The sequence below is a fragment of the Paenibacillus oryzisoli genome (genome assembly GCF_050467285.1).
Taxonomy (GTDB): Bacteria; Bacillota; Bacilli; order Paenibacillales; family NBRC-103111; genus Paenibacillus_E; species Paenibacillus_E oryzisoli_A.
Map to the genome: position 1 here is coordinate 665,212 of NZ_JBCMUN010000001.1, position 23,070 is coordinate 688,281.

Genomic DNA, 23,070 nt, shown 5'->3' on the forward strand with positions numbered 1-23,070 from the left:
GGGTAGTAGAAATTTCAAGTTGACACGGCCTCCTGGGTACATTGACATGGGCTGGTGGATGGTTGCTATAATGGACAATAAAGTCAATGTATCGGAACGAAGAGAGGTTAGCGAATGGAGAAAAGATCAACGCGCAGTTCGTCCCGCACACGGTTAAGCGAGCTTGTCAGCACGCTGCGGGAGGATATTTTAACCGGGAAGCGGCCGGTCGGCGATTATTTGCCCTCCGAGAAAACGTTCGCCACGGACTACAACTTAAGCAATCAATCGGTGCGCAAAGGGCTGGACATTCTGGTCGCCGAAGGGCTGATTGAGAAAATCCCGCGTGTCGGCACGAAAGTTGTCGGCGCTTCCGAAGGCGCTTTCGTGACCGTGAAGCTGGGTTTTCACAGCTCAGTGACGAACGAGGCGGATATTCACCGGCTGCTGGCGACGTTTCAGAAGGAAAACCCGCACATCCGGGTGCAGGCAGTGCCGACCTCCTCGACGAAATACAGCTATATCAGCGAATATTTGTCCAGCGGCATTCTGGATGTGGTGATGATGAACGTCACGAACTTTCAGGAGTGCGTGGAAGCCGGCGATACCGGCATGCTCGAGCCGCTGGAGCGCAATAAGGAGATCTACTCCTTTTTGTCAGACGGTTTTGCGGCGGAGGGCACGCAGCTTGTGCAGCCGTTCATTTTCTCGCCGCTCATTCTGTGCTACAACCGGGAGCATTTCCGGGAAGCGGACCTGCCGGAGCCGGACAGCTCCTGGCAGTGGAAGGACCTCATCGACTACTCGTCGAAGCTGGCGATTCCGGGCGAACGGCTGGGCTTCCACTGCGACTTGTACTCCTCGAACCGCTGGCCGCTCTTGCTGCTGCAGACGGGGAAAAAGTTCGAGCGCTACGAGGACGGCCGCCTGAAGCTGGAAGGCACGGCGATGATGGATGCGCTGCGCTACTGCGGCGAAATGCGGCACAGCATTCCGTCTTTGCTGGAAGGGGTGACCACCGGCGAGTCGGAGCTGCTGCTGGCGAAAGGCAAAGCCTCGATTATCATGACGAGTTACTTCTATTTAAACTATTTGCTCGGCGAGCGGCTGTCGTTCGACATTGCGCCGGTGCCGCACTTAGGCACGCCGATTACGATGCTGCTGAACACCGGGCTTGCCGTGAACCGGCAATCGCAGGTGAAGGACGCGGCGGTCAAGCTGGTGGAGTTTTTGACGGGGTACCAGGCGCAGCTGTTTGTACGTCAGCACACGTATACGCTGCCTGCCCGCAAAGCGGCGGCGGAATGGGTCGGCGACGAGAAGCGCTACCGCCCGTCCCGGTTCTCGCTGTTCCGCGAGACGATTCCGGGCTTCCGCTACTTCACCGACTTGGCGATCAGCGCCAGCGAGCTGGCCGACATCAATCAGGAGCTCAAGATGTACTGGGCAGGCCTGGAGACGGAAGAGGCGCTGTGTGCGCAGATTGAGAAGAGGCCGGTTGTGGAGACGATGTAGCGGTGTGGATGGCTCGGAGATGAGGGAGCGGTTGGGATGGTGCTGGGAGCAGCTGTGAGATGCAAGGCGGATGGTAGAATCCCGTCGGCGGGAAGCAGACGATGTTCCTCCAATGGGATGTGGCCCGACTCAACGGGGCTGCGATTGCACCCAGCCAATGCGGGGAGGCATGTGTAACTATGGCCAGCGCTCATGCCATGCGCCCCGGCTTCAAGCCAACGCCGTTAGGCACGTGGAACTTCGCTTCGCGCTCATGCCATGCGCCCCGGCTTCAAGCCAACGCCGTTAGGCATGTGGAACTTCGCTTGGCGCCAAGGCCAAGCGCTCCCCAACGCCGAGGTTTGCAGGGAAGCAGCAGGCCGATTCCTGCAATTAGGCAGGAATTTCCCGCCGAATTGCTGGTTTTAGCAAAATGCCTGCGCAAAGGCAGGTTTTTGGGGCGGATCGGCCCCAGATCCGAGTTTTTGCCTGAAATGCCTGCCAAATCGCAGGAATTTCTTACAAACATGCGGGTAAGAAGGGAATTCCTGCTTTTTTGCAGGCTTTGACGCTCGATCCTAACATACCCCTCCAGGTACTATATCTGGACGCTCAGCGGTGACCAATCAGCCCCTTGCCTACTTAATCGAATGGTGGGGCGCGCATTGCTTCACCAGCGCATGGCGCTGGGGCGGCGAGAGTTATCGCGCACGTATTCCGCTTGAATGCTGCTAACGAGCGTGACGTTGCTCCGAGCACCCAGGCAATAGTTATTACTGTTTCGCAGACGTTATATTTTTCCGTAATGACGCGCAGAAACCTAATTATCCGCACAACGACGCATATAACAAGCATCAGCCTCGCGCGACCGCGATTCCTTAACGAATCGCGATCAGCAAGGGGTTCTTTCCCCATGCCTTGAAACGGCATGGCACCTGATGAAAGGCGGGATCTACGATGATTTTTGACTGCCATACGCATTTATTTCTGCCCGGCCAGACGAGCGGGCCGTTCCGCGCGGCCGTGAAGCGCAGCTGGGGCGAGCACATGGACATTATCGCGACGGAAGCGCAGCACGAGGCGAATATCCGCCCGTTCGACGGGGCGATTGTGCTCGCCTTCGACGCACCGGCGACCGGCATCGCTGTGCCGAATCAAACGGTCGCGGAGTATGTGGCCACGGCGCCGGGCAGGCTGTTCGGCTTCGCCAGCGTCGACCCGAATCGCCCGAACGCGGCTGGGCTGCTCGAGGAAGCGATCAAGGAATACGGGCTGCAAGGCTTGAAGCTGGGCCCGATTTATCAAAACTTTTACCCGACCGATCAGCAGCATTTCGAACTCTACGCCAAAGCCGCGGAGCTGAACCTGCCGATTCTGTGGCATCAAGGGACGTCGTTCGTGCCGGAGGGCTACCTCGACGCCTCACGCCCGGCGTTCCTCGACCCGATTGCGCGGGCGTTCCCGCAGCTCAAAATGATTATCGCCCACATGGGCCATCCCTGGGTGGATGAATGCATTTCCGTCGTCCGCAAAAACGTCAACATGTACATGGACTTATCCGCGCTTGGCTCGCGGCCGTGGCAGTTTTACAATGCACTCGTGTCGGCGATGGAGTACGGCGTGACGCACAAAATCCTGTTCGGCTCCGACTTCCCGTTCTTCACGACCCAGGGGATGATTGACGCGACGCGGAACATCAATCATTTGGTGGATGGCACGAACTTGCCGCGCATTCCCGAGCACATCATCGAAGACATCATTCACCGCAACACGCCGGACATTCTCGGGTTAACCTAATCTCACTTCGAACAAGGAGGCACTCCAATGTCTAAAAATATAGAGCTTTACGAAGAATCCAAGCTGTACGCGCCGGGCGGCGTGCATACGTCGATCCGCAATGTGAACCCGATGAAGGTGTTTACGAAAGGGGAAGGCGCCTACATGTACGATGCTGAAGGCAAAAAATACATCGACTACCAGGCGGCGTTCGGCCCGATTATTCTGGGACACAGCCATCCGTATGTGAACCGTAAGGTGATTGAAGCAATCGAGCGGACGGATTTGTACGGCGTCGGCTGTACGGATCTGGAAGTGGAGCTTTCCCGCAAAATCTGCCAGCACGTCCCCTCTGCGGAGCAGGTGCTGTTCTGCAACTCCGGCTCGGAGGCGACGTACCACGCGATCCGCTTAACGCGCGCGATCACCGGCCGCACGAAGCTGATCAAGTTCCAGGGCTGCTACCACGGCTGGCACGACTATGTCGCCCGCAACATGCTGAGCGCCTGGGATATGATTGGCAAGCGCGATCCGGGCTCCGCGGGCATGATGGACGAAGCGATCGACAATACGCTGATCTGCACCTACAATGACTTGGACGACGTGGAGCGGACGTTCAAGGAAAATCCAGGGCAGATCGCGTCCCTGATCGTGGAGCCGATCCCGCACAACATCGGCTGCATCATGCCGCAGCCAGGCTTCCTCGAAGGGCTGCGCGAGCTGTGCACGAAGTACGGCGCCCTGCTCATCTTCGATGAGGTGATTACCGGCTTCCGCCACAGCATCGGCGGATTCCAAAAAGTCGCCGGCGTGACGCCGGACCTGACCACGATGGGCAAAGCGATGGCGAACGGCTACCCGATCGCCGCGGTGGCAGGCAAGCGCGAATATATGCAGCGCTTCAATACGTATCCGGGCGGCGACGTCTGGTTCGCCGGCACGTACAACGGCCATGCGGTCGGCACGGCCGCCTCGATTGCAACGCTCGAGATGATGGAGAACGAGCCGGTGCATGAGCACATTTTCCGCTTAGGGGAGAAAATGCGTTCCGGCATTCGCGCGATCCACGAGCGGCTTGGCATTAAGGCCTACGTCGCGGGCTTCGGCTCGGTGTGGACGACGTATTTTATGGAGACGGAACCGAAGCATTATGCGGAGCTGCAGCAGAATGATGCCGATCTGTACGTGGCGTACCGCAGAAAGCTGATTGATAAAGGGATTTTCAAAATGCCGATGAATATTAAACGTAACCATATCTCGTACAGCCATACGGATGAGGATGTTGAGAACACGCTGGACATCATTGAGAGTGTGCTGAAGGAACTTATCGTGAAGTAGGAACAGGAGGGTAGTAGCTCATGAAAATTGTAACATTTGAAGTGCAAGGGACATACCGTCTGGGCGTGGTAAAAGAGCAGGGCATCATCGACGTGCTGGCTGCGCATGCGGTTGAGGGAGCCGATCCAGCTACGCCGGTCACGGTGCAGCAGCTTTTGGAGGGCGGCGCTCCTGCGCTCCTCGCTTTGCAGGAACTCGCCGAGCGCGCGCTGGCGCCCGGGCAAGACTATGCTTCCTATCTGCTGGAGGAAGCGCAACTGACCCTCGGCCCCTGCGTCACGCCGCCGGGCAAAATCATCTGCGTCGGCCTGAACTACCGCCGCCATGCAGAAGAAACGAATGCGCCGATTCCGCAGTCGCCGATTCTGTTCAACAAGTTCAGCAACGCACTTGCTGCGCATGGGGAAGACGTGCCGCTGCCGCGCACGTCGGAGAAAGTCGATTACGAGGCGGAGCTCGCCATCGTGATCGGCCGCAAGGCGAAGTATGTCAGCCGCGAAGAAGCGTTGGGCTACGTGTTCGGCTACTGCAACGCGAACGATCTGTCCGCGCGCGATCTGCAAATGCGCACATCGCAGTGGCTCCTTGGCAAAACCTGCGACAAGTTCGCGCCGATCGGGCCGTATCTGGTAACGGCTGACGAGGTAGGCAATCCGAACGACTTGACGATTCGGACACGGGTCAACGGCGAAGAGCGGCAAAACTCGAACACGTCGGATATGATTTTCCACTGTGACGAGATCATCTCGTACCTGTCCCAGCACATGACGCTGGAACCGGGAGACATCATCTTGACGGGGACGCCGGAAGGCGTTATGCTCGGCTATCCGCCGGAGAAGCAGGTCTATTTGAAGGACGGCGATGTTGTGACCGTTGAAATTGAAAAGCTGGGCGCGCTGACGAACCGCATGGTAGCGGAGTAGGCGAACTGACATCAAGAGGGCTGCCCTGCGGGGCAGCCTTTTAAGCGTGAGACGTCTGTGAATGCTACCGCTTTTGAGAAAGAGAACAAAAATTTTACCCAGCAATCCTACCAGGGATTTACATGTAATATAAGATTATATATGATAAACATATATCCTAATAATGAGGTGCTGCTATGCCTGTCTATCAACGTCTGTCCTACTTGCTCGATGCCAAAGATCCCGTCTGGCCCGGCAATCCGAAAGTCGAATTTGCGCAGTACTCTTCGATTCCGAAGGGGGATACCTGCAACGAGTATCGCATTACGCTGTTTAACCACTTCGGCTCGCATATGGATTCCCAGAAGCATGTCTACGATAATGGCCTAACACTGTCAGACATGAGCATCGATGCCTTCGTCTACGATCGCCCGCTGCTCTTGGACATTCCCAAGTCCTACGGCGAGCTCGTGACTGCCGATGAACTGCGCGCTTACGAAACTGAGCTCAAGCAGGCGGATCTCTTGCTGATTCGCAGCGGCTTCGCGGAGAAGCGATTGGTCGATCCTCAAGGCTACTCGGAACGCGGGCCGGGTGTGAGCGAAGAAGCCTGCCGCTACTTGGCCGAGGAATGCCCTGAGCTAAAAGGCGTAGCCCTGGACTGGCTGTCGCTGTCCTGCTTCATGCTCAAGGAAGAGGGGCTTCGCGCGCATTTGCAGCTTCTGAATCCTGAACGGAAGGTTCCGATGGTCATCATTGAAGATTTGACGTTTGAAGGGGTTGCGGCTGACCGGCTGCGCAAAGTGACGGCGCTTCCGTTGCTTGTGGCGGGTGTCGACAGCGGGCCTTGCCAGGTTGTTGCCGAGCTGGAGGATTAGTAGAGGAGGGAGCGTATGGCAAAAGCGTTTGACGGCTCTAAAGTGAACGCAACCCGACTTACGTCCGCCTCGCTGTCGGAAACGACGGCGCAATATATTATGGATGCGATTCTGGAAGGCAAAATCAGCCCCGAGGAGCCTTTTCCATCGCAAAACCAGCTGTGTGAGTCGTTCGGCGTCAGCCGCACGGTCATTCGTGAAGCGACGCAAATTCTGGTGTCGCGCGGCATTTTGGACGTGCAGCACGGCAAACGCATCACGATTCGCCCGCCTTCCCATGACAAAATGGCGGAGTCGGTGTTGATTGCTTTTAAAAGAAACCATGTCTCTGTCTTCGATGTGCATGAAGTGCGCAAATTGCTCGAGGTTGAAGCCGCCGGGCTTGCGGCGAAGCGGGCTACTGAGGCGGATCTCGTCCGCATGGAAGAATGTCTGACGATTATGGAGAAGCACTATAGTGAAAAGAAAGGCTACGCGGACGCGGATGTCGACTTTCATAAGGCGATTGTGGCGGCAGCGAAGCAGCCGGCGCTTGAGATGGTGTTGAACTCGCTGGCGGACTACCTGTATGAGAGCCGAGTGCTCTCTTTTCGCGGGATGGAGAATATGGCGCGGGTGATGGGTGCGCATCACGCGATTTTACAGGCGATCCGGAATCAGATTGAGGCGGATGCGAGGGAAGCGATGGCGCGCCATTTGCAGGAAACGGAAGCGGACTTGCTGCACATCTATCAATGAAGAAGGCTGCCCTACGGGGCAGCCTCTTTCTATTCTTCTGGCGTACTCTACGCCAGCAGCTTCAAAAACTCACGCATAAAGCCCGGCAAATCCGGCCATGCGTGTCCGCTCACCAGCTTGCCGTCCACGTGCAGCGTGTCTGTTGTATAGGTCGCGCCGAGGGACTCGACGTCCAGGCGGCAGGCGTTGTAGGCCGTCATGGTGCGGCCTTCGAAGATGCGGCTGTCTTTGAGCGCAGCAAAGACTTGCGCCCCGTGGCAGATCGCGCCGATCGGCTTGTCTGCCTCAATAAAATGGCGAAGAAGGCGCGGCACGTCTTCGCTTCCGCGAATGTATTCCGGCGCGCGCCCGCCGGGAATGATCAGACCCGCATACTCGCTCGGGTCCACATCCGCAAAGGCGATATGCGAAGGGAGCTGGTGCGCCGGTTTTTCCGTATACGTTTCCCAATCCTCCACGAAATCGTGAACGACGGTGCGAAGCACTTTTTTCGTAGGTGAAGCAATCACCGCATCGTACCCTTCCTCTAATACACGGAAGTAAGGGTAATAGATTTCCAGCACTTCGGCAGCATCGCCGGTTAGAAGCAGAATCTTTTTGGACATGGCAGACAATCACTCCTTGGAAATAATTAGGAATCCAACCTTCATTATGACGAACCCTTTCGGGCTTGTAAACGGGTGGAAAATGGGAGGTATTGTCGAATCTTTTGCAAGAACAATGACTATAGCTACTCAATCAGCGGATTTTCGCCAACCAAGCGGACTTTTTCCCGTAACCCGTTTAAAGGCCGTCGCAAAGTGCTGACTGGATGCGTAGCCTAGGGCTGTTGATATGGCAAGCACGGAATGCTTCGTTCCGCTTAAAAGCTCACAGGCGTATTTGATGCGCTGCCGTTCCAAATAGGCCATAGGAGAAAACCCGGTGTATTGCCGGAAAGTGCGCATAAAATGCGAGGGACTGATATGCGCAATCTCTGCCATTTCTTCGACCGATGGCCGCCAGACGGGATCCTCCGCTGACCTGTGAATCAGCGCATCGAACTGTCGCAGAAGGTCGGCTGAGATCGCTTCGGCCGGTTGAATAGGCTGTACAATATGCAGAAGAACCTCAAGCAGAGCCTGGCGGATGAGCGTCTGTTGCAGAGCGCTGGTGGACATAAGCGCTCTTTGGAGACGCTGCAAAGCACTGACAGGCTGTACGCCGATCTGGACTATGCGCGGGAGATGCTCCAGCATAAGGCGCAGTGCAGCGACTTCGGCGGCAGGAAGGCACATCCAGTTCTCGCCCGCAGGCGGCGTCAGCATGAACCACCAGAAACGGCTGGGTTCAATGACGTTGAACCCGCCGCGATGAATTTCGCCCGGACGGGTGTGGAATACATCGCCTGCCCGGGTCTCATAAATATGCGAGTCCAGCTCCCAGCTCGCTTTGCCTTTCTCGATATATACGAATTCATAGCCTTCGTGTTCATGATAGCCGAGATGAAGGGCGCTGTGTATTTCATCAAATCCCACAAGGAGCAGCTCAGGTACCGCTTCGACAGCTCCTTGGTGCACAACGTTATAAGTCCAGCGATGACGTTTCATGTCAGCTACGAGCTCTCCTTTTGTACATAAGAATACCGATTTGTTTCTGATACTACTTGGCAAAGAAGTGAACGTCAAGCCTGCCTTAGTGCCTATATACTAGGGGCATAACCCAAGGGAGGGATTTACGATGGATCAAGTTCAATTCAAGTACAAAATTACGGAGCAAGACAAAGCAATTTTTGAGCGCGACGGTTACTGGATCAGCCCCAAGCTGCTTAGCGATGAGCAGATAGAAAAGCTGCGAAAGGCTCACGACCGCGTATGGTCCGGCGATTATGACGGTGACGGGATGCCGATGAACCCCTATCGCCCTTCGGCGAATCCGGATGCGCTGCGAAAGCTCGACAATGGTTGGTGGATTAACGACGACATTCGAAGCACGGTCACGGATCCCTACATGGGTGAGCTCGCTGCGGACTTGCTGGCTGTGGATGAGATACGGCTGTGGCATGATCAAGTGATTTTGAAGCCAGGGGTTGGCAATAGGGTATCGAGTTCCGGCAATGTCGGCTGGCACCAGGATTATGGGTATTGGCAGTGCGCGAGTACGAGCCATATGGTTACGGTCTGGATCGCCCTGCAGGATACGGATCTGACCAATGGCGGCATGATGACGATTCTTGGTTCTCACAAGTGGGGATTGATTCCGGACAGCGATACATTCTTCAATCAAAATATGGAGGAGCTGAAAGCGAAATACGCCGGGGGCCGCGATTGGGTGGAGGAGCCCTGCATACTGAAAGCGGGGCAAGCGAGCTTTCACCACGGCCTCACGTTTCACGGTTCCGGCGCCAATCAGACCGATCAGCCCCGATTATCGATCGTTGCGCATTTGATGCCTGGCGACACATCCTACCGGCCGCGAGTTCAGCATCATTCTAACATTCGCCTGCTCGGTCCTCGCCCCTATGCGGGCCAGCGGTTTGAAGGCGAATATTTCCCGCAAGTGTTTAAGCGATAAAAGTTTAATTTGGAACCATCGAGGGCTTTCGATGGTTCCTTTTCGCTATCGACGACCAAGCGCTTTCTGACCTCGTTCCCCTCAGTACTTATATAAGGTCTTGCATTTCTTCGGCCAGCCGCTGCCCCATCAGACTATGACCGTAATCCGACGGATGAATCAGATCGCTTGTCAAAGCGCTGAAATCCGTTAAGATCGATTCCCCTTCGAGCAGATGGAGATGCGGCAATCCAAGCTGACTGTGCATGTTGCGGAGCGCTTCGCGGAAGTCGCGGTTCGCGACAGCCGTCGGGTGTACGGCATCGCGCAGAAAGTCTGCACTGTTCGGGAAGATGTTCAGCAGGAAGATGGGTTTGCCAGGCTGCTGGCCAGCCATTCGTTCAATCAAGTAAGACGCCCGCGCCATAAATTCCCCGCACGTAAAATGCCCTCGCATATTCACGCCCAGTTCCAACGTGGCGACGTCCCAGTCGTTGTGAGCGGCCAGGAAATCCGCGGCTTCCGGTTCACACAAGCAGGAACCGCCCATGCCTTTATTCAGCACATCGAGACCGAGTCGTCTAGCCGCCTGCTGGATATAAGCTTGATGATGCACGGTCGCGCCGGAGCCTTGGGTAATGGAAGAGCCGTAGGCGATCCATCGGCGCGCCGGCATTTCGCTCGGGAGCGGCGGGCGGTATTCGTATCCAAATGTTTCTAGTCGATGGAAAGCAACTTGAAATCCGGGGCCGCCCAGATAACTGCGGCTGACGAATACCCGCCACACGTCCGGCGAGAAGCGTCCGCCTTGCCGCAGCGATGCAGGAAGCACCTCCTTAAATCCAGCCGGTGCTTCCAAATGGAGGGTTGTCGGTACGCCCGGCTCCAACCGATGCACCGAATGGACGTAATCGCCGTTGTACACGACGATATCCCCGCCTGTTATCGGTGCGGATAACGTTATGCGGATAACCGGCGATGCCGTTACAAACCGGATTTCACAGCCCGTGGACATGGCGGCGATGAAGCGACCCCGCTGGTCGCCTTCGCGACCGAAGCGATGGCGAACTTCTTTGGGGAACCGCTGTAAGATGAAGCCGGGAAGCGTCGCTGAAGGTTCCAATTCCTCGACATTATGGAACTGCATGTTTTCAAATAGCATGGCGGGTGAATTCATCTCTTTCCTTGTCTATTTATCGAATAGGGCTTTGAAGGTCTGGCCTTTCGCCCCGTTGACATTGACCGTAACTTTAATCGTCGGACTCAGCTGCGTGACGGTAATGGCGGGATCGCTGGAGATCAGGCTGCTGGCGCTGCGGTTAATCTCGACCTGAATCGTTCCTGTGTTCGCTTGCGTCGGATCGGAGACGTTAAGCTCGATCTCGTCCGTCGATTCTTTGGTCAGGATCGATGCTTTCTTATTGCTGCTGAGGAAGGCGCTGCCGCCGACGTTGATCGTAGCGGCCGTATCCGTCCAGAAGTTGGCTCCTACGGCATTAAGGCCCGTTTCCTTGACGGCTTGAGCGCTTGTTGAGTTTTCGAGCACGGTGATGTTGGGGCTTGCCGCGTAATTGCTCACCTGTGTGCTCGTTTTATTCGGCAGCAGCACATACGAATAGGCGACGTTCGTCGGGTTAGCGCCATGATCGATCCACAAGGTCAGGAAGTTACGGGTAAGCGACGTATTGTCGATGCTTTTGGCATACGTGTTCACACTGGCCCATGTACCGGTCCGCGCCTCCCGCAAGCCCTTCACGCTTGTGCCTGTCGGGAAATAATAGCCGATGTCGGAGCCGGTCACATTGCCGGCAAGATGCATCCAATTGACGCCGGTCATCGCTTCGGACCAGGTCAGGGCGGTTGATTTGGCCGTACCATTGACGGTGAAAGCATTATTTCCCACGCTATTGATTTTCCGATTCTCAATGGTCGTTTCAATCGTCCGATTGTCGGTGGAGGTAATGCCGGCCCCTAAAGCGACGATTTCGTCATCAAACATAAACCACGACTTCTTGGCCGTGAGCGTGCTGCTATAGGCATCCAGTTCCATCCCCGAAACGCCATAGGAGCCGTTCGTCGTGCCGCCGACCCAGTTTTTACTGCTCAAATAGCCTTGTCCGGAGGCGTTCGATCGGGTCTGCGTATCGACCGTTGTCCCCGGCAACCGATATTTGTTCACAAGCCCCCAGAATTCATCGCTGTATTGCCCCAGGTCGTTGTTGTATAAATACGTCATGCCGTCTCCCGTATACCAGCCTTTCAGATTCTCGCTGTTGATGGATTCGTAGTTTTTAATCCGACTGGATGACAGCGCTAAACTGAACCCGAAGCCGGGTCTGAGGTGCACGGCACGATCCATAGCTGGGAACTGCTTGGAGGTCACCAGCTCCGCTCGTGCGGTGATGCCGGCATCGTTCACAATTTCCTTGGCTTTGGCAATATGGTAGATCGAGCCTGCGTTCGTATAATAATTCCGGAACGTATCTGTCTGAATCCAGTACTTCACCATGCTTTTATAGTTAGCTGCATCGCTGGGCGGAGCAATTTGGGATAATTGCAGAATGGCGCTGATGGCCTCGTTGCCAACCGCATGATCCTGGGTTTCACGCCGCGAAATGCCGCGTCCCCTGGACATATCCATCATGGCCCCCTTATAAATTAGAGGCTCGAACGAATCATACACCCACTTGTATAGATTCTGCGAGTTCGCGCTGACGACAGCCCAGGTGGAGCCGTCAAACACATACATGAACGGCACGATTTCCCTTAACAGTGAGTTTCCGTAGCCTCCGGTATAAGCGAAGCCAGTATGCTGAATGAAAGAACCGTCGGTATAAAAGCCGTCACCGCTCGTGACATAGTTGAACACTTGGGTGAGCGCGTCGCGTCCTGCCGCGATTTTGGTGCTGCTTTCCACGATAATCCCGCGAATGCCGACAACTTTGGCTTTCCAGACCCGGTTCGCCCCGGTGGCCGTCCCGCCGTTCGCTGTTGTTGCGCTGGGAGAAAAATGATCAACGGCATTCATATAGTTGGCAATTTGCGTTGAAGTGAGCTGGTCATACAGCAGCATCGTTGTATTGTTCAGCGTGAGCGGGGTTCCGATTTCCCAATCGAACCAGTTTCCCGTCTTGGACTTGGTCTCATTGTATTTATTGGCATAGAGCCAATCCAGTGCATCAATGATATCGGCCAGTAGTCCAGTATCGTGATACAGACTGGACCCGACGGAGGCATAGGCCAGAGCCATCGCTTCAAGCCGTTCGTAATTCAACGTCATATAGCTGGATTTGGTATTGGCGACGGAGGTCGTGGCATCATCCAGATCGGCCCATAAATAGGTGCGTCCGCCCGATGTATTCAACGCAGTGTAATAATCGGAGGCGGTCGTCGTCAAAGCCGTCAACTGGGCGGCAATGTCGGGATCGGACACGGAATAACTGCCGCCTGTCAAAAAGTTTCGCCATTTGCTCCGCAAATCCGCATACTCACTCGAAGGAGCGGAAGCCGCATCGGCGGAAATATTATCCCAATACACCGTTCCGGTTTGGGCGGTAGCCGTGGCAACCTTCACGTTCGTCAGGCTGGTGACGTCATTTTTCAAGCTTTGGTTGGCGCTTTTCAATACGTTGTCGATGTACAAGTCGAAGGTATCGTCGGCCGGTCTGGCCACGATTTTGATATGGTACCAGGTATTGGCTGAATACGTTTGGATCGTCGTTTTCGTGGCGCCGTAGTACGTATACACATGTCCGGTTTCGTCAAAAGCGACCGTAACAGCCTGCAGCCCGGCATTGCCGCTCAGGTAAAAAGCGCTGAGCATATTCGTTTGGGCTGACATTACATCGAATTCGACGGTGTAGATATCGCCGGACACGGAAAATGACTTGGCCGCTTCAATTTTTTGCGTGGTGCTCGTATCCGTTAATTTTAGGCTTTTATTCACACTGTCCGGTACGTTGGCGACCAGCGCCGTGCCGCCTGTGCCGGTCAAGGTCCAGCCGGATGGAGCGGCGCCGGTTGTCTGCGCATTGAAGTCTTCATATAGGGCTGCGGCGAAAGCAGGGTGAGGATTCATGAAAGCGATTACCAAATTCAGCAGCATAACCGAGACGATCAGCGTACAGGCCATTGTTTTGGAGCGAACCCTCTTCAGATTAAACATCATGTACATGCCTCCTTATCACATTTAGTACAGCGGAAATCCTTGAAATGAACTCGTTTACGGCGGACATCAACACCCCCCTCGACTTGCCGTCTTATATTTAAAATAAAAAAAAGAGACTGCAGAAACAATCGTCTGATCAACGAATTGATCTTCCAATCGTCCAGTCTCGGCACATCGGCTTTATGGTAGATAAGGTGATGCATCGGTCGATTGCTGTTTTCTGGCCATGTCCCGGAATTGTCCCGGTGTCAGGCTTCGATGTTTCCGGAACGCGCGAATCAGACTGTTCTCGTTCTGATATCCGACTTTCAGGGCAATATCGGCGATTTTCAAATCTGTCCCTGCCAAGTGAGCTTCGGCTTCATGCATGCGCAATTCGGTCAAATAATCATAGAGGGTCCGGTTCATCTCCTGCTTGAAAATGCTGTTGACCGACGACTTGCTCAGTCCCACAGAGTCGGCAATTTCCGATACCCCGATATTCTCATGCAGGTGCTGCTTCATATACTGAATCATTTGCTGGACGATCAGATAATCCCGACTGTTGGCACGTTGATCGGATAACTGCGAAATTTCCTTATATACTTGAACCAGCAGCTGGATAATATCGTCAAGGCTCATCGTATCGAACCAATGGCTGTTATATCTCCGCAGAATACCGGGCTTGGCAAGACCGTGATCACCAAGATAGGCTGCAATACCGTCCATCAACTGGCGGAAAAACGTTACCGCTTCAGCAGGAGAGAGACGAGCGTCCTTCAGATATTGCTGCAAGGCGTCCAGCAGCTTGACGGCAATTTCCTCGTTCCCCACGTCCAGGCAGGTGAGCAGATCCTTCCTCCAGATCGGATCGATCGTTTTGGATTCCGCAGCTTCTTGCAAATCTCCGAAAAACGAGACCGTCGAATACCCGTTATACAGTCGGTAACTCAGCGTCAGCTCGGCCTGCAAACAGCTTTGCCGCAAATGAGTGTAATCCCCGAATTCCTCGCCTACGGCGGCGGAGATGTCCACATGGATCAGCTTATGAATCGTGGACAACAGCCCGGACAAATCTTCACGCAGGTGCTGGACGTTCTGGCGCTCATCGGTTTTCTGCACGATCAATAGTAAGTTCAAATCGTGTTCGACAAGCGCGATGCGATAGTGGCGGCCCATCCATTCCTCGCACACATTTTTAATGGCAAACCAGAGCAAGTTCTGGTCCTCCTCGTTGTAGGCACCCGACCACTGATAGTAACGGTCAATTGAAATGAGCAGCGAGAAGAGGGGAAGATCAGTCCAATCGGTAAAATGGCGATGCCAACGATCCTTCATCTCCCAGGGGCTCATCCGGCCGGCGATCCCATCGTGAATATATTTGGTCTGCAGCTCGCTGCGATTATGCTTAATCATACTGGACACATCGGCAAAATCCGTGGTCAGCTTCAGCAAATAGTCTTCCAGATCCCGGTTTTCCATATGGGCTGCATGGCTTTGACCGGCTAGCAGCAGATGCCTGATTCTGCGGACGGGTTTAAAGGTCAGATGATGCGTAATGAAGATGCCGATCATGCCCGCCATAATGGAGATGATCGAGAAGCCGAATACCGCATTCCGGATCGTGGTAACCTTTTGCAAGAGCCGCTGCTGGGTAATGACCGATACATACTTCCATCCGGTCAGATCGGAAGAGACCTGGGAAATCAAATAATTGTCCTGACCATCCCCATAATCGAAAAACGTTTTATTGTTTTGCGAAAGCGCGGAAGCAATTTGCTCCTGGGACAATATGCGGTTATCCGTTTCATAAATCAGATGATTGTTGTCGTTGATGACGAAACGATAAGCGTCGGTTTGGGACGTATAATTATCAAAGATTTTATCGAACAGCTTCTTCTTGTTGATGTTGATCATGATCACGCCGGCGATGGCTTCATCGCGGACCACGGGTCTGAACAAGGTGATCGTTTCTATTTTTTGTTCAAAACCGAAATTATTGCTTTTCGTCCGATCGACAATCGTAAAATGCTTCGGATTCAAATCGGTCAAATAGTTCTGCCAATCGGTATCGAGTAAATTGGAAATCTGCGAGCTGAATCCGTAGGGCGTGCTGCCAATCACGCGTTGACGCTTATTGTCATACAGCATGATCGACTCAACCGCCGGGGACACGGTCAGATTATCCAGGTACTCGACTAGATGGGCAATTTCCGACTGCTGCATCGTGTAGGCTGGGTTCAGAAATTGATAGGTGAGATTCGATAGCAAAATATTGACGCCGATTTGATCGACGGTATTGACGGAAGTATTGACGGCTTCCATGCCGATGCGAAGCAGGTGGATTTGCGGTTCGCTGACTTCGCCCTGAAGCACGGATTTGCTGCTGAAATACAGCGATGAACCCGCTGTCGTAATCATCACAAACATGCCCATCGTAACGAGCAGAATGAGTCTCGAGTTTCGATTGGAAGTAAAGTAGGTATACCAGTTTCTGATCGTCTGCACCAGAGTTCCACCTTTCTCGCTGCGCGAAACTAAGACTTTGTCTTTCCATTATAAGTGTTTACATCTAAATATACAGCCTTCTTGCCTATGACGGACAATCGTCCATTGCAACAGCGGATATACAGAAACAATAATGAGCGGTAGGTTTGATGGATCAGCCTATGCTTAGGCGTTTTCAACTATTGCTTGCACGGTTTTCATGAACGTATGATACAAGGGAACCAGCATATGAACAGAGAGGGGCTTGAAGAATGAAGCGATCATCTTGGAGACATGCAGGACGCTCGGGAACCTTGTTAGCTGTTGCGGCAACCTTATTTATTGGATGCAGCAATGCCGATCCCATTGCCCAACCGAGCGACGGCGGTACCAAACCGGTGGAAAAAATAAGGATTTTCAGAGGACCGATTGATCCGCCACTGCCTGACACCAACAATAAGTACACGCAGTATTTCATTAAGAATCTGGGAATCGAGCCTGTCTATGAAACCGCTCCTTGGGGCGGCGGTGCGGACTATGCGCAAAAGCTGCAAACGATGATTGCCTCAGGTGATCTTCCCGACATCATTAGACCGATGAACGGGATTGAACAGACACTGATTACGCAAGGAGGCGCGTTGGCGCTCGATGATTTGCTGCCCAAATACGCGCCGAACCTGTGGAACTACTTCCCGAAAGAAATCTGGGACATTGTGCGCTCCACCTCTCCCGACGGCAAAATTTACTACATTCCTTCCTTGCAAAACACGAATAACCGAGGCTTGATCATTCGGACCGACTGGTTGAAGAACGTCGGACTGGGCTTGCCTGAAACCCGGGAGCAATTTGTTGAAATGCTCAGAGCGTTCAGGGACAAAGATCCGAACGGCAATGGGAAAAAGGATGAGATCCCAACAAGCGGACGTGAGCAGGGCAGATGGTTTGATCACATTTTCGCGATGTACGGGGTTCCGATGTGGGAAGGGTATCCGGAGTGGGATTTGATCGACGGCAAGCTTCAATATGGCGGTGTACAGCCCAATATGAAAGAAGCCATTAAGTTCGCTAGAGACTTGTACAAGGAAAAGCTGCTGGATAACGAAACGTTCCTGAATAAACAGGAAGTATGGACCGGCAAAATCCTGAACGATACGGTAGGCGCTTTCTATCATATTGTTGACAGTACCATTACCGTTGGCGGCTATGAGGGGCTGCGGAAGAAAAATCCGAACGCAGATTTCACTATGGTGCCGGTTCCGAAGGTACCGGGATATGACGGCTTTTACTCCTTGAAACGATTCGGGTTCGTGGAGTGGGTCATCCCGAAAAAAGCAGAGGCGAAAGCGGCTTCGGTCTTGAAATATCTGGACTTTTACTACACGCCGGAGGGAATCGATTTTAACTCGTACGGGCTGGAAAACGACAGCTTTGTGATGGAAAACGGGCAGAAAAAATATTTGCCTGACAAAGACACCACCGAAAACTGGACGCAGCGCAAAACGATTTTCTCCGCTTCTGTCAGTACATTTGATTACAAGTCCAAGGTAGCGGAGCTTACCATCAAATATCCGACGCGCTATAAAGAGATGATCGAGATGTACGATCGGATCAACAAAACGACTAAGGTTCTCGCCGGCGACGGCATGCCGGTCAGCGTGTACGACGGCTTTGCGGACATCAAGACGCACAAATTGTACCAACAGTACTTGGCTAATATTGTGATTGGGGAATGGCCGATCGAGAAATTTGATGAATTTGTAAAAAAATGGTACGAAACCGGCGGGACGGAAGTTACCAAACGCGCCAACGAATGGTATCAGAAAGTGAGCAAAAAGTAAGGCTCACACTAGGAGAGATCCTCCACGGGAGGACTCTCCTTGCTTTTCAGACAAGAGATGAAAGATGGAGGAAACCGCATGTACGAGAATTACACGGAAGTAAAAGCAGCTCGTCCAACAACCGTCCCCCGGCGAACCTTTCGTACATTTCGCTCCCAATGGATGCTGTATACGATGGTGCTGCCCGGCTTGCTCTATTTTATCGTATTCAAATATGTGCCGCTGCTTGGCTCGGTAATCGCTTTTCAGGACTTCCAAATTTTAAACGGCATATGGAAAAGCCCCTGGGTCGGCTTCAAGCACTTTGAATTCATGTTTACGTACCCCGATATTGTGCTGGTTCTCAAAAATACGCTGCTCCTCGGGGCGTACCAGCTCGTGTTCGGATTTCCCGCACCGATCCTTCTTGCCATTCTATTGAATGAAGTCAGACTCATGTTTCTGAAGAAGACGATTCAGACGTTCTTTTACTTGCCTCACTTTTTATCCTGGGTCATTGTGGGCGGACTGATCTTTGAATTGCTGTCGTTGGGGGGATTCGTGAATACGCTGCGGACCTGGTTCGGAGCTGAGCCTGTTCTGTATATGCAGCGGGAATCTTTTTTTCGCACGATTTTCATTTTGTCTTCCATCTGGAAGGAGATCGGCTGGGGCGCGATTATTTATTTGGCGGCCATAGCCGGGATCAATCCAAGCCTGTATGAAGCGGCGAAAGTGGATGGGGCAGGCAAGTTTCGGCAAATCTGGTCCATTACACTGCCTGCGCTGATGCCGACGATTATGATTTTATTGCTGCTGAAAATAGGGAATTTCCTGGAGCTTGGTTTCGATCACGTCTATGTGCTGCTGACGCCGTCCACCATAGCTGTAGGCGATATTATCGATACGTATGTGTACCGAACAGGCATATTAGAAGGGCAGTACAGCTTTACAACGGCCGTTGGCCTGTTCAAATCGATCGTCGGTTTCGTACTGCTGTACGGCTGTAACTATATGGCCAAAAAAACAACACAACAGGGGTTGTTCTAATGATAAAGTCAAGCTTAGGAGAGACCTGCTTTCGCGCAGCGAACTATGCGGTGCTGCTGCTGTTGTCCATTACGATGATTTTGCCGATTATTCATGTGCTCGCCCTGTCCTTGAGCGATCCGGCGGCGGTCGATGCCCATAAGGTGCAATTTGTGCCGATCGAGCCCACTTCCGCTGCTTGGACGCATATTGTAAACAAGGCTGATCTGTGGCGTGCGCTGGGCGTGAACATCTTTATCACTGTAGTCGGTACGCTGCTCAGCCTTCTCGTGTCTTCTTTACTCGCGTATCCGCTCGCGCGCAAAGACTTTCATTTGCGTAAAATTATGATGCTGGGCATTGTATTTACGATGATTTTTCAAGCGCCCATGATTCCTTACTTCTTGACCATTAAAGCGCTGGGTCTGCTCGACAGCATCTGGGTGTTAATTTTACCCTCCACCATCAGCGCATTCAATCTCATTATTTTGCGCACGTTCTTTCAGCAGCTGCCGTTTGAACTGGAGGAATCGGCTCGCATCGACGGATGCACAGATTACGGCATCTTATTTCGAGTCGTGCTTCCGCTGTCCAAACCGGCGTTGGCGACGATGGGCCTGTTCTACGCGGTTATTTACTGGAATATGTTCTACCACGCGATTTTATTCATTCGCAGCCCGAAGCTGTATCCGCTGCAGTTGAAGCTGCGGGAAACGATGGTGAACACGGATTTAGCCGCTAATCTGAATTTGATGGCGTATAATTCACAGACACTGCAAGCGGCTACGATTATATTCGTCACGCTGCCGATTCTGCTCGTGTATCCGTTCATTCAGAAGTACTTTGTGCAAGGAGCGACGCTCGGCGCGGTGAAAGAATAAACGGCGGCGGCTTCTTGAAAGGGAGATTGTCTCTATGGAGATGTATGAGGATCACGTAAGGCTGAAGAAAACAGCGTTATTGCCTGAATTTACAAGCGCGTATCAGGATTTTCGGTATTATGCCTCCTCGGTCACGCCTGCAATCAAGCTTGCCGTTAACGTGCTCAAGCCTGTTACAGGCAAGCCCGCGTCGATGCTGGTCAAACTGCACGGCTGGCACATGAGTATGCCTGAACCGCAGAAGCGAGATGCGCCTTCTGAGCATACTGAGGAGTACTTGATCGTCCAGGTGGATATGCGAGGCCGAGCCTTCTCGGAAGGCGAAGCTGACTGCAACGGCTATGAGCTGATGGACGCCTATGATGCGATTGAGTTTGTCAAAAGCGAGTATGCCGCCTATCTCTCTGACCCGGAGATCGTTTATCTGGAAGGAGGGAGCGGCGGCGGCGGTAATGTGCTGGCGATGCTAGGCAAATTCCCGGACACGTTCGCGGCGGCTTCCGCCTTTTATCCCATATCGGATTACGCCCGATGGTATGGTCAGGACCAAACCGGAGAGTTCCGGGATGACATGGACATCTGGATCGGCTGCACGCCGGACGAAGAGCTTGAGCGATACGAGGCCCGAAGCGGGCTTCACCTCGCCGGCAACTTGCAGACGCCGCTTTACATGGTGCATGGAGACGGAGATATTCGCGTCCCCGTCGCTCATGCGAGAGCTTACGCAAGCCGCGCGCAAGATCTTGGCAAAGCGCGGCTCGTTCAGTACGAGGAGCTTCCGGGGGTTGGAGGTCAAGGTCATCTGGATGGCATTACCGCCGAACGCTTGACCGCTATGCAGCAAGCTGCGGATTCCCATCGCAGATGCCATGACAAGCCCGTTTCCATTCCCGATCAAGGCACCTTGCGAATCGGCGGTTACCTGTACACGAAGCATTTCCAAATTGTGCTGGATTCGCTCAATTATGTTGCCGAGGTGGCTTATTGCTTGTCCGCGGGAACGTATGAGATTCGTGCCGAACGCCCGTATCCCTATACGCTTTGGCTGCGAGATGGGGGTGTTGTCAGGGGGAGTTGTAAAGTGGGGCAAAATGAAATGAGTTAAATCCATGAATTGGTGCATCCTAATGTTTACACATGAACTGACATCAGGAGGCAACAATGCGCAAGCTACTCACCCTTTCTGTCCTTTTCTTACTTTTTCAGTCCGTTGGTTATGCCGCTTCGCCGAAAGACAGATCTTATTATGAAACACGCGGGGAAGTCGTATGGGAAATCGCTACCGATGAGAAAGTGATCGCCTTAACGTTCGATGACGGCCCACACCCAAAGTATACCCCCGAGATCCTGGATTTGCTCAAGCAATACCATGCGAAAGCGACCTTTTTTGTGGTTGGGAATAAGATCATGCTGCACCCTGACGTGCTCAAACGGGAAGTGAGCGAAGGGCATGAAATTGCCAATCATACCTATAGTCACGCTTATCTGTCTAAACGAACCAATATGAAAGCCGAAATTAAAAAAGCGGAGGACGTCATTTTCTCCGTTGCTGGGATTCGATGTCAATTATTTCGGCCGCCTGGCGGGTTTTATAATGAAAGCCTGGTCAGTATTGTCAAACAAGAAGGTTACAAGATGATCATGTGGTCCTGGCATTTGGATACGAAGGATTGGAATACGCCAGGGGTCGATAAAATTGTAACCAAAGTGTTAAACCATTCGAAAAATGGGGACATCGTCTTGTTCCACGATTATGTGGAAGGGCGTACGCAAACGATCGAGGCGTTGAAGCGGATTTTGCCCGAATTGGAGAAGAGAGGCTATCGGTTTGTTACTGTCTCTGAGTTGTTAACGTATCGGAAGGCGCTCCCCGCGAAGCAGCCGTGAAGAAATAAAGCAGGAGCCGACGATTGAGGGGCTCCTGTTTGCGTTGTATGGGAATGCCTACGAAAGCATAGTGAAAAAAGGAGATTCGTTATATAATGTAGGGATAGGCCCCGCGGCGAAAAAACGTATGAGGTGAACAATGAAAGCGTACCTAGATCTTCTCCGTGACGTCATGGATCATGGAGTTCGTAAAGAAGACCGGACCGGGACAGGCACAACTTCTGTGTTCGGCCGGCAAATGCGGATTAACCTGCAAGAAGGCTTTCCGCTGCTGACAACCAAAAGACTGCACATCAAATCCATCGTGCACGAGCTGCTGTGGTTCATCAGCGGAAGCACGAACGTGAAGTATTTGCTCGACAACGGCGTGACGATCTGGGATGAATGGGCAGACGAAGAAGGCAACCTTGGCCGGGTTTACGGAGCCCAATGGCGGACTTGGCAGGGCCCGAACGGCGAAGTCATCGACCAAATCGCGAAGCTGATCGAACAGATCAAGCGAAACCCGGATTCCCGCCGGCATCTCGTCAGCGCCTGGAACCCGGCAGAAGTGGACAATATGGCGCTGCCGCCTTGCCACTATGCCTTTCAGTTCTACGTTGCAGACGGCAAGCTGAGCTGCATGTTTCAGATGCGGTCGGTGGACACCTTCCTCGGTCTCCCCTTCAACCTCGCCTCCTACGCGCTCCTCACACATATGGTAGCCCAGCAGTGCGATCTCGAAGTCGGCGATCTCATCTGGACAGGCGGCGACGTGCATATTTATCTGAACCACCTGGAGCAGGTGGAGCGGCAGTTGACCAGAGAGCCTTATCCGCTGCCGAAGCTGACGATTCAGCGTAAGCCGGAGTCCATTTTTGATTATAAGTTTGAGGACTTTGAGTTTGAGGGGTATCAATACCACCCCGGGATTAAGGCACCGATTGCGATATAGATGCCAATAGATTAAGAAAAACGGGTCAGCTCCTGCATATGCAGGAGCTGACTTTTGCGTTGTATAGGTTCTGTCTAGGTTCTTATGATATGCTAGACCAGGTTCTTTTTATGACAAAATTTTACAAGGTAAACACTTTTGTGCGGGGAGGGGTTTGTCGAAAAAAGTTGCCGATGTGTTGGCGATAGCGGGTTTACCTGATGCCATAAGAAGAATGGTTGATCTATTTTATGGTAAGGCATGAGTGTGGA

General features: G+C 53.1%; 18 protein-coding genes. 13 read left to right on the top strand and 5 right to left on the bottom strand.

The window, feature by feature from the left end; genetic code table 11:
- Nucleotides 1–114 precede the first annotated feature (114 nt).
- From ABE504_RS02660 to ABE504_RS02685, 6 genes are all read left to right on the top strand, one after another.
- Complete coding sequence (locus ABE504_RS02660) at nt 115–1,494, top strand: extracellular solute-binding protein (RefSeq protein WP_430084091.1); 1,380 nt, start codon at nt 115–117, stop codon at nt 1,492–1,494.
- Between the two features lie 936 nt (nt 1,495–2,430).
- Nucleotides 2,431–3,270, top strand: a complete 840-nt coding sequence (locus tag ABE504_RS02665) for an amidohydrolase family protein (RefSeq protein WP_430084094.1) — start codon at nt 2,431–2,433, stop codon at nt 3,268–3,270.
- A 27-nt stretch (nt 3,271–3,297) separates the two neighbouring features.
- Entirely contained in the window at nt 3,298–4,587 is a 1,290-nt protein-coding gene (locus tag ABE504_RS02670) for an aspartate aminotransferase family protein (RefSeq protein WP_430084098.1), read from the top strand.
- A 20-nt stretch (nt 4,588–4,607) separates the two neighbouring features.
- Nucleotides 4,608–5,510: a fumarylacetoacetate hydrolase family protein gene (locus tag ABE504_RS02675; RefSeq protein ID WP_430084100.1), complete on the top strand. Its 903-nt coding sequence runs from the start codon at nt 4,608–4,610 to the stop codon at nt 5,508–5,510.
- Nucleotides 5,511–5,686: 176 nt separating this feature from the next.
- The gene (locus ABE504_RS02680; protein WP_430084102.1) at nt 5,687–6,367 is read left to right on the top strand and encodes a cyclase family protein; all 681 of its coding nucleotides are present in this window, start codon (nt 5,687–5,689) and stop codon (nt 6,365–6,367) included.
- 15 nt (nt 6,368–6,382) lie between these two features.
- The gene (locus ABE504_RS02685) at nt 6,383–7,105 is read left to right on the top strand and encodes a FadR/GntR family transcriptional regulator (protein WP_430084104.1); all 723 of its coding nucleotides are present in this window, start codon (nt 6,383–6,385) and stop codon (nt 7,103–7,105) included.
- A 47-nt stretch (nt 7,106–7,152) separates the two neighbouring features.
- Here ABE504_RS02685 and ABE504_RS02690 read toward each other — a convergent pair whose 3' ends face one another.
- Nucleotides 7,153–7,710 (bottom strand): DJ-1/PfpI family protein, encoded by a 558-nt coding sequence (locus ABE504_RS02690; protein WP_430084106.1) that lies wholly within the window; start codon nt 7,708–7,710, stop codon nt 7,153–7,155.
- Between the two features lie 129 nt (nt 7,711–7,839).
- The gene (locus tag ABE504_RS02695; RefSeq protein ID WP_430084108.1) at nt 7,840–8,694 is read right to left on the bottom strand and encodes an AraC family transcriptional regulator; all 855 of its coding nucleotides are present in this window, start codon (nt 8,692–8,694) and stop codon (nt 7,840–7,842) included.
- A gap of 130 nt (nt 8,695–8,824) precedes the next feature.
- On the opposite strand from ABE504_RS02695, the gene ABE504_RS02700 reads away from it, so the two are divergent.
- Entirely contained in the window at nt 8,825–9,658 is an 834-nt protein-coding gene (locus tag ABE504_RS02700) for a phytanoyl-CoA dioxygenase family protein (RefSeq protein WP_430084111.1), read from the top strand.
- Between the two features lie 88 nt (nt 9,659–9,746).
- On the opposite strand, the gene ABE504_RS02705 is transcribed toward ABE504_RS02700, so the two are convergent.
- The 3 genes from ABE504_RS02705 to ABE504_RS02715 form a co-directional block, all read right to left on the bottom strand.
- Nucleotides 9,747–10,799: an SGNH/GDSL hydrolase family protein gene (locus tag ABE504_RS02705; protein WP_430084114.1), complete on the bottom strand. Its 1,053-nt coding sequence runs from the start codon at nt 10,797–10,799 to the stop codon at nt 9,747–9,749.
- 27 nt (nt 10,800–10,826) lie between these two features.
- Complete coding sequence (locus tag ABE504_RS02710; RefSeq protein WP_430084118.1) at nt 10,827–13,805, bottom strand: polysaccharide lyase 8 family protein; 2,979 nt, start codon at nt 13,803–13,805, stop codon at nt 10,827–10,829.
- A gap of 180 nt (nt 13,806–13,985) precedes the next feature.
- Entirely contained in the window at nt 13,986–16,292 is a 2,307-nt protein-coding gene (locus tag ABE504_RS02715; protein ID WP_430084120.1) for a helix-turn-helix domain-containing protein, read from the bottom strand.
- 251 nt (nt 16,293–16,543) lie between these two features.
- On the opposite strand from ABE504_RS02715, the gene ABE504_RS02720 reads away from it, so the two are divergent.
- From ABE504_RS02720 to thyA, 6 genes are all read left to right on the top strand, one after another.
- Entirely contained in the window at nt 16,544–18,109 is a 1,566-nt protein-coding gene (locus ABE504_RS02720) for an extracellular solute-binding protein (RefSeq protein ID WP_430084124.1), read from the top strand.
- Nucleotides 18,110–18,271: 162 nt separating this feature from the next.
- Nucleotides 18,272–19,138: an ABC transporter permease gene (locus tag ABE504_RS02725; protein ID WP_430084744.1), complete on the top strand. Its 867-nt coding sequence runs from the start codon at nt 18,272–18,274 to the stop codon at nt 19,136–19,138.
- Nucleotides 19,138–19,998, top strand: a complete 861-nt coding sequence (locus tag ABE504_RS02730; RefSeq protein WP_430084127.1) for a carbohydrate ABC transporter permease — start codon at nt 19,138–19,140, stop codon at nt 19,996–19,998. Before ABE504_RS02725 ends, ABE504_RS02730 begins: the two co-directional genes overlap by 1 nt.
- Before the next feature lie 34 nt (nt 19,999–20,032).
- Nucleotides 20,033–21,103 carry an alpha/beta hydrolase family protein gene (locus tag ABE504_RS02735; protein WP_430084130.1) on the top strand — a complete coding sequence of 357 codons (1,071 nt, stop codon included), beginning with the start codon at nt 20,033–20,035 and terminating at the stop codon, nt 21,101–21,103.
- Nucleotides 21,104–21,159: 56 nt separating this feature from the next.
- The gene (locus ABE504_RS02740) at nt 21,160–21,885 is read left to right on the top strand and encodes a polysaccharide deacetylase family protein (protein WP_430084133.1); all 726 of its coding nucleotides are present in this window, start codon (nt 21,160–21,162) and stop codon (nt 21,883–21,885) included.
- Nucleotides 21,886–22,024: 139 nt separating this feature from the next.
- A complete protein-coding gene (gene thyA, locus ABE504_RS02745; protein WP_430084135.1) occupies nt 22,025–22,819 on the top strand; it encodes a thymidylate synthase in 795 nt (264 codons plus the stop codon).
- Nucleotides 22,820–23,070: the final 251 nt, after the last annotated feature.

What these genes read in the sequence shown, in the direction of transcription:
- ABE504_RS02710 (WP_430084118.1), bottom strand. Translation starts at nt 13,805, where the DNA reads ATGATGTTTAATCTGAAGAGGGTTCGCTCCAAAACAATGGCCTGTACG.
- ABE504_RS02695 (WP_430084108.1), bottom strand. Translation starts at nt 8,694, where the DNA reads ATGAAACGTCATCGCTGGACTTATAACGTTGTGCACCAAGGAGCTGTC.
- ABE504_RS02700 (WP_430084111.1), top strand. Translation starts at nt 8,825, where the DNA reads ATGGATCAAGTTCAATTCAAGTACAAAATTACGGAGCAAGACAAAGCA.
- ABE504_RS02720 (WP_430084124.1), top strand. Translation starts at nt 16,544, where the DNA reads ATGAAGCGATCATCTTGGAGACATGCAGGACGCTCGGGAACCTTGTTA.
- ABE504_RS02690 (WP_430084106.1), bottom strand. Translation starts at nt 7,710, where the DNA reads ATGTCCAAAAAGATTCTGCTTCTAACCGGCGATGCTGCCGAAGTGCTG.
- ABE504_RS02725 (WP_430084744.1), top strand. Translation starts at nt 18,272, where the DNA reads ATGCTGTATACGATGGTGCTGCCCGGCTTGCTCTATTTTATCGTATTC.
- ABE504_RS02705 (WP_430084114.1), bottom strand. Translation starts at nt 10,799, where the DNA reads ATGCTATTTGAAAACATGCAGTTCCATAATGTCGAGGAATTGGAACCT.
- ABE504_RS02735 (WP_430084130.1), top strand. Translation starts at nt 20,033, where the DNA reads ATGGAGATGTATGAGGATCACGTAAGGCTGAAGAAAACAGCGTTATTG.
- ABE504_RS02665 (WP_430084094.1), top strand. Translation starts at nt 2,431, where the DNA reads ATGATTTTTGACTGCCATACGCATTTATTTCTGCCCGGCCAGACGAGC.
- thyA (WP_430084135.1), top strand. Translation starts at nt 22,025, where the DNA reads ATGAAAGCGTACCTAGATCTTCTCCGTGACGTCATGGATCATGGAGTT.
- ABE504_RS02685 (WP_430084104.1), top strand. Translation starts at nt 6,383, where the DNA reads ATGGCAAAAGCGTTTGACGGCTCTAAAGTGAACGCAACCCGACTTACG.
- ABE504_RS02740 (WP_430084133.1), top strand. Translation starts at nt 21,160, where the DNA reads ATGCGCAAGCTACTCACCCTTTCTGTCCTTTTCTTACTTTTTCAGTCC.
- ABE504_RS02670 (WP_430084098.1), top strand. Translation starts at nt 3,298, where the DNA reads ATGTCTAAAAATATAGAGCTTTACGAAGAATCCAAGCTGTACGCGCCG.
- ABE504_RS02680 (WP_430084102.1), top strand. Translation starts at nt 5,687, where the DNA reads ATGCCTGTCTATCAACGTCTGTCCTACTTGCTCGATGCCAAAGATCCC.
- ABE504_RS02730 (WP_430084127.1), top strand. Translation starts at nt 19,138, where the DNA reads ATGATAAAGTCAAGCTTAGGAGAGACCTGCTTTCGCGCAGCGAACTAT.
- ABE504_RS02660 (WP_430084091.1), top strand. Translation starts at nt 115, where the DNA reads ATGGAGAAAAGATCAACGCGCAGTTCGTCCCGCACACGGTTAAGCGAG.
- ABE504_RS02675 (WP_430084100.1), top strand. Translation starts at nt 4,608, where the DNA reads ATGAAAATTGTAACATTTGAAGTGCAAGGGACATACCGTCTGGGCGTG.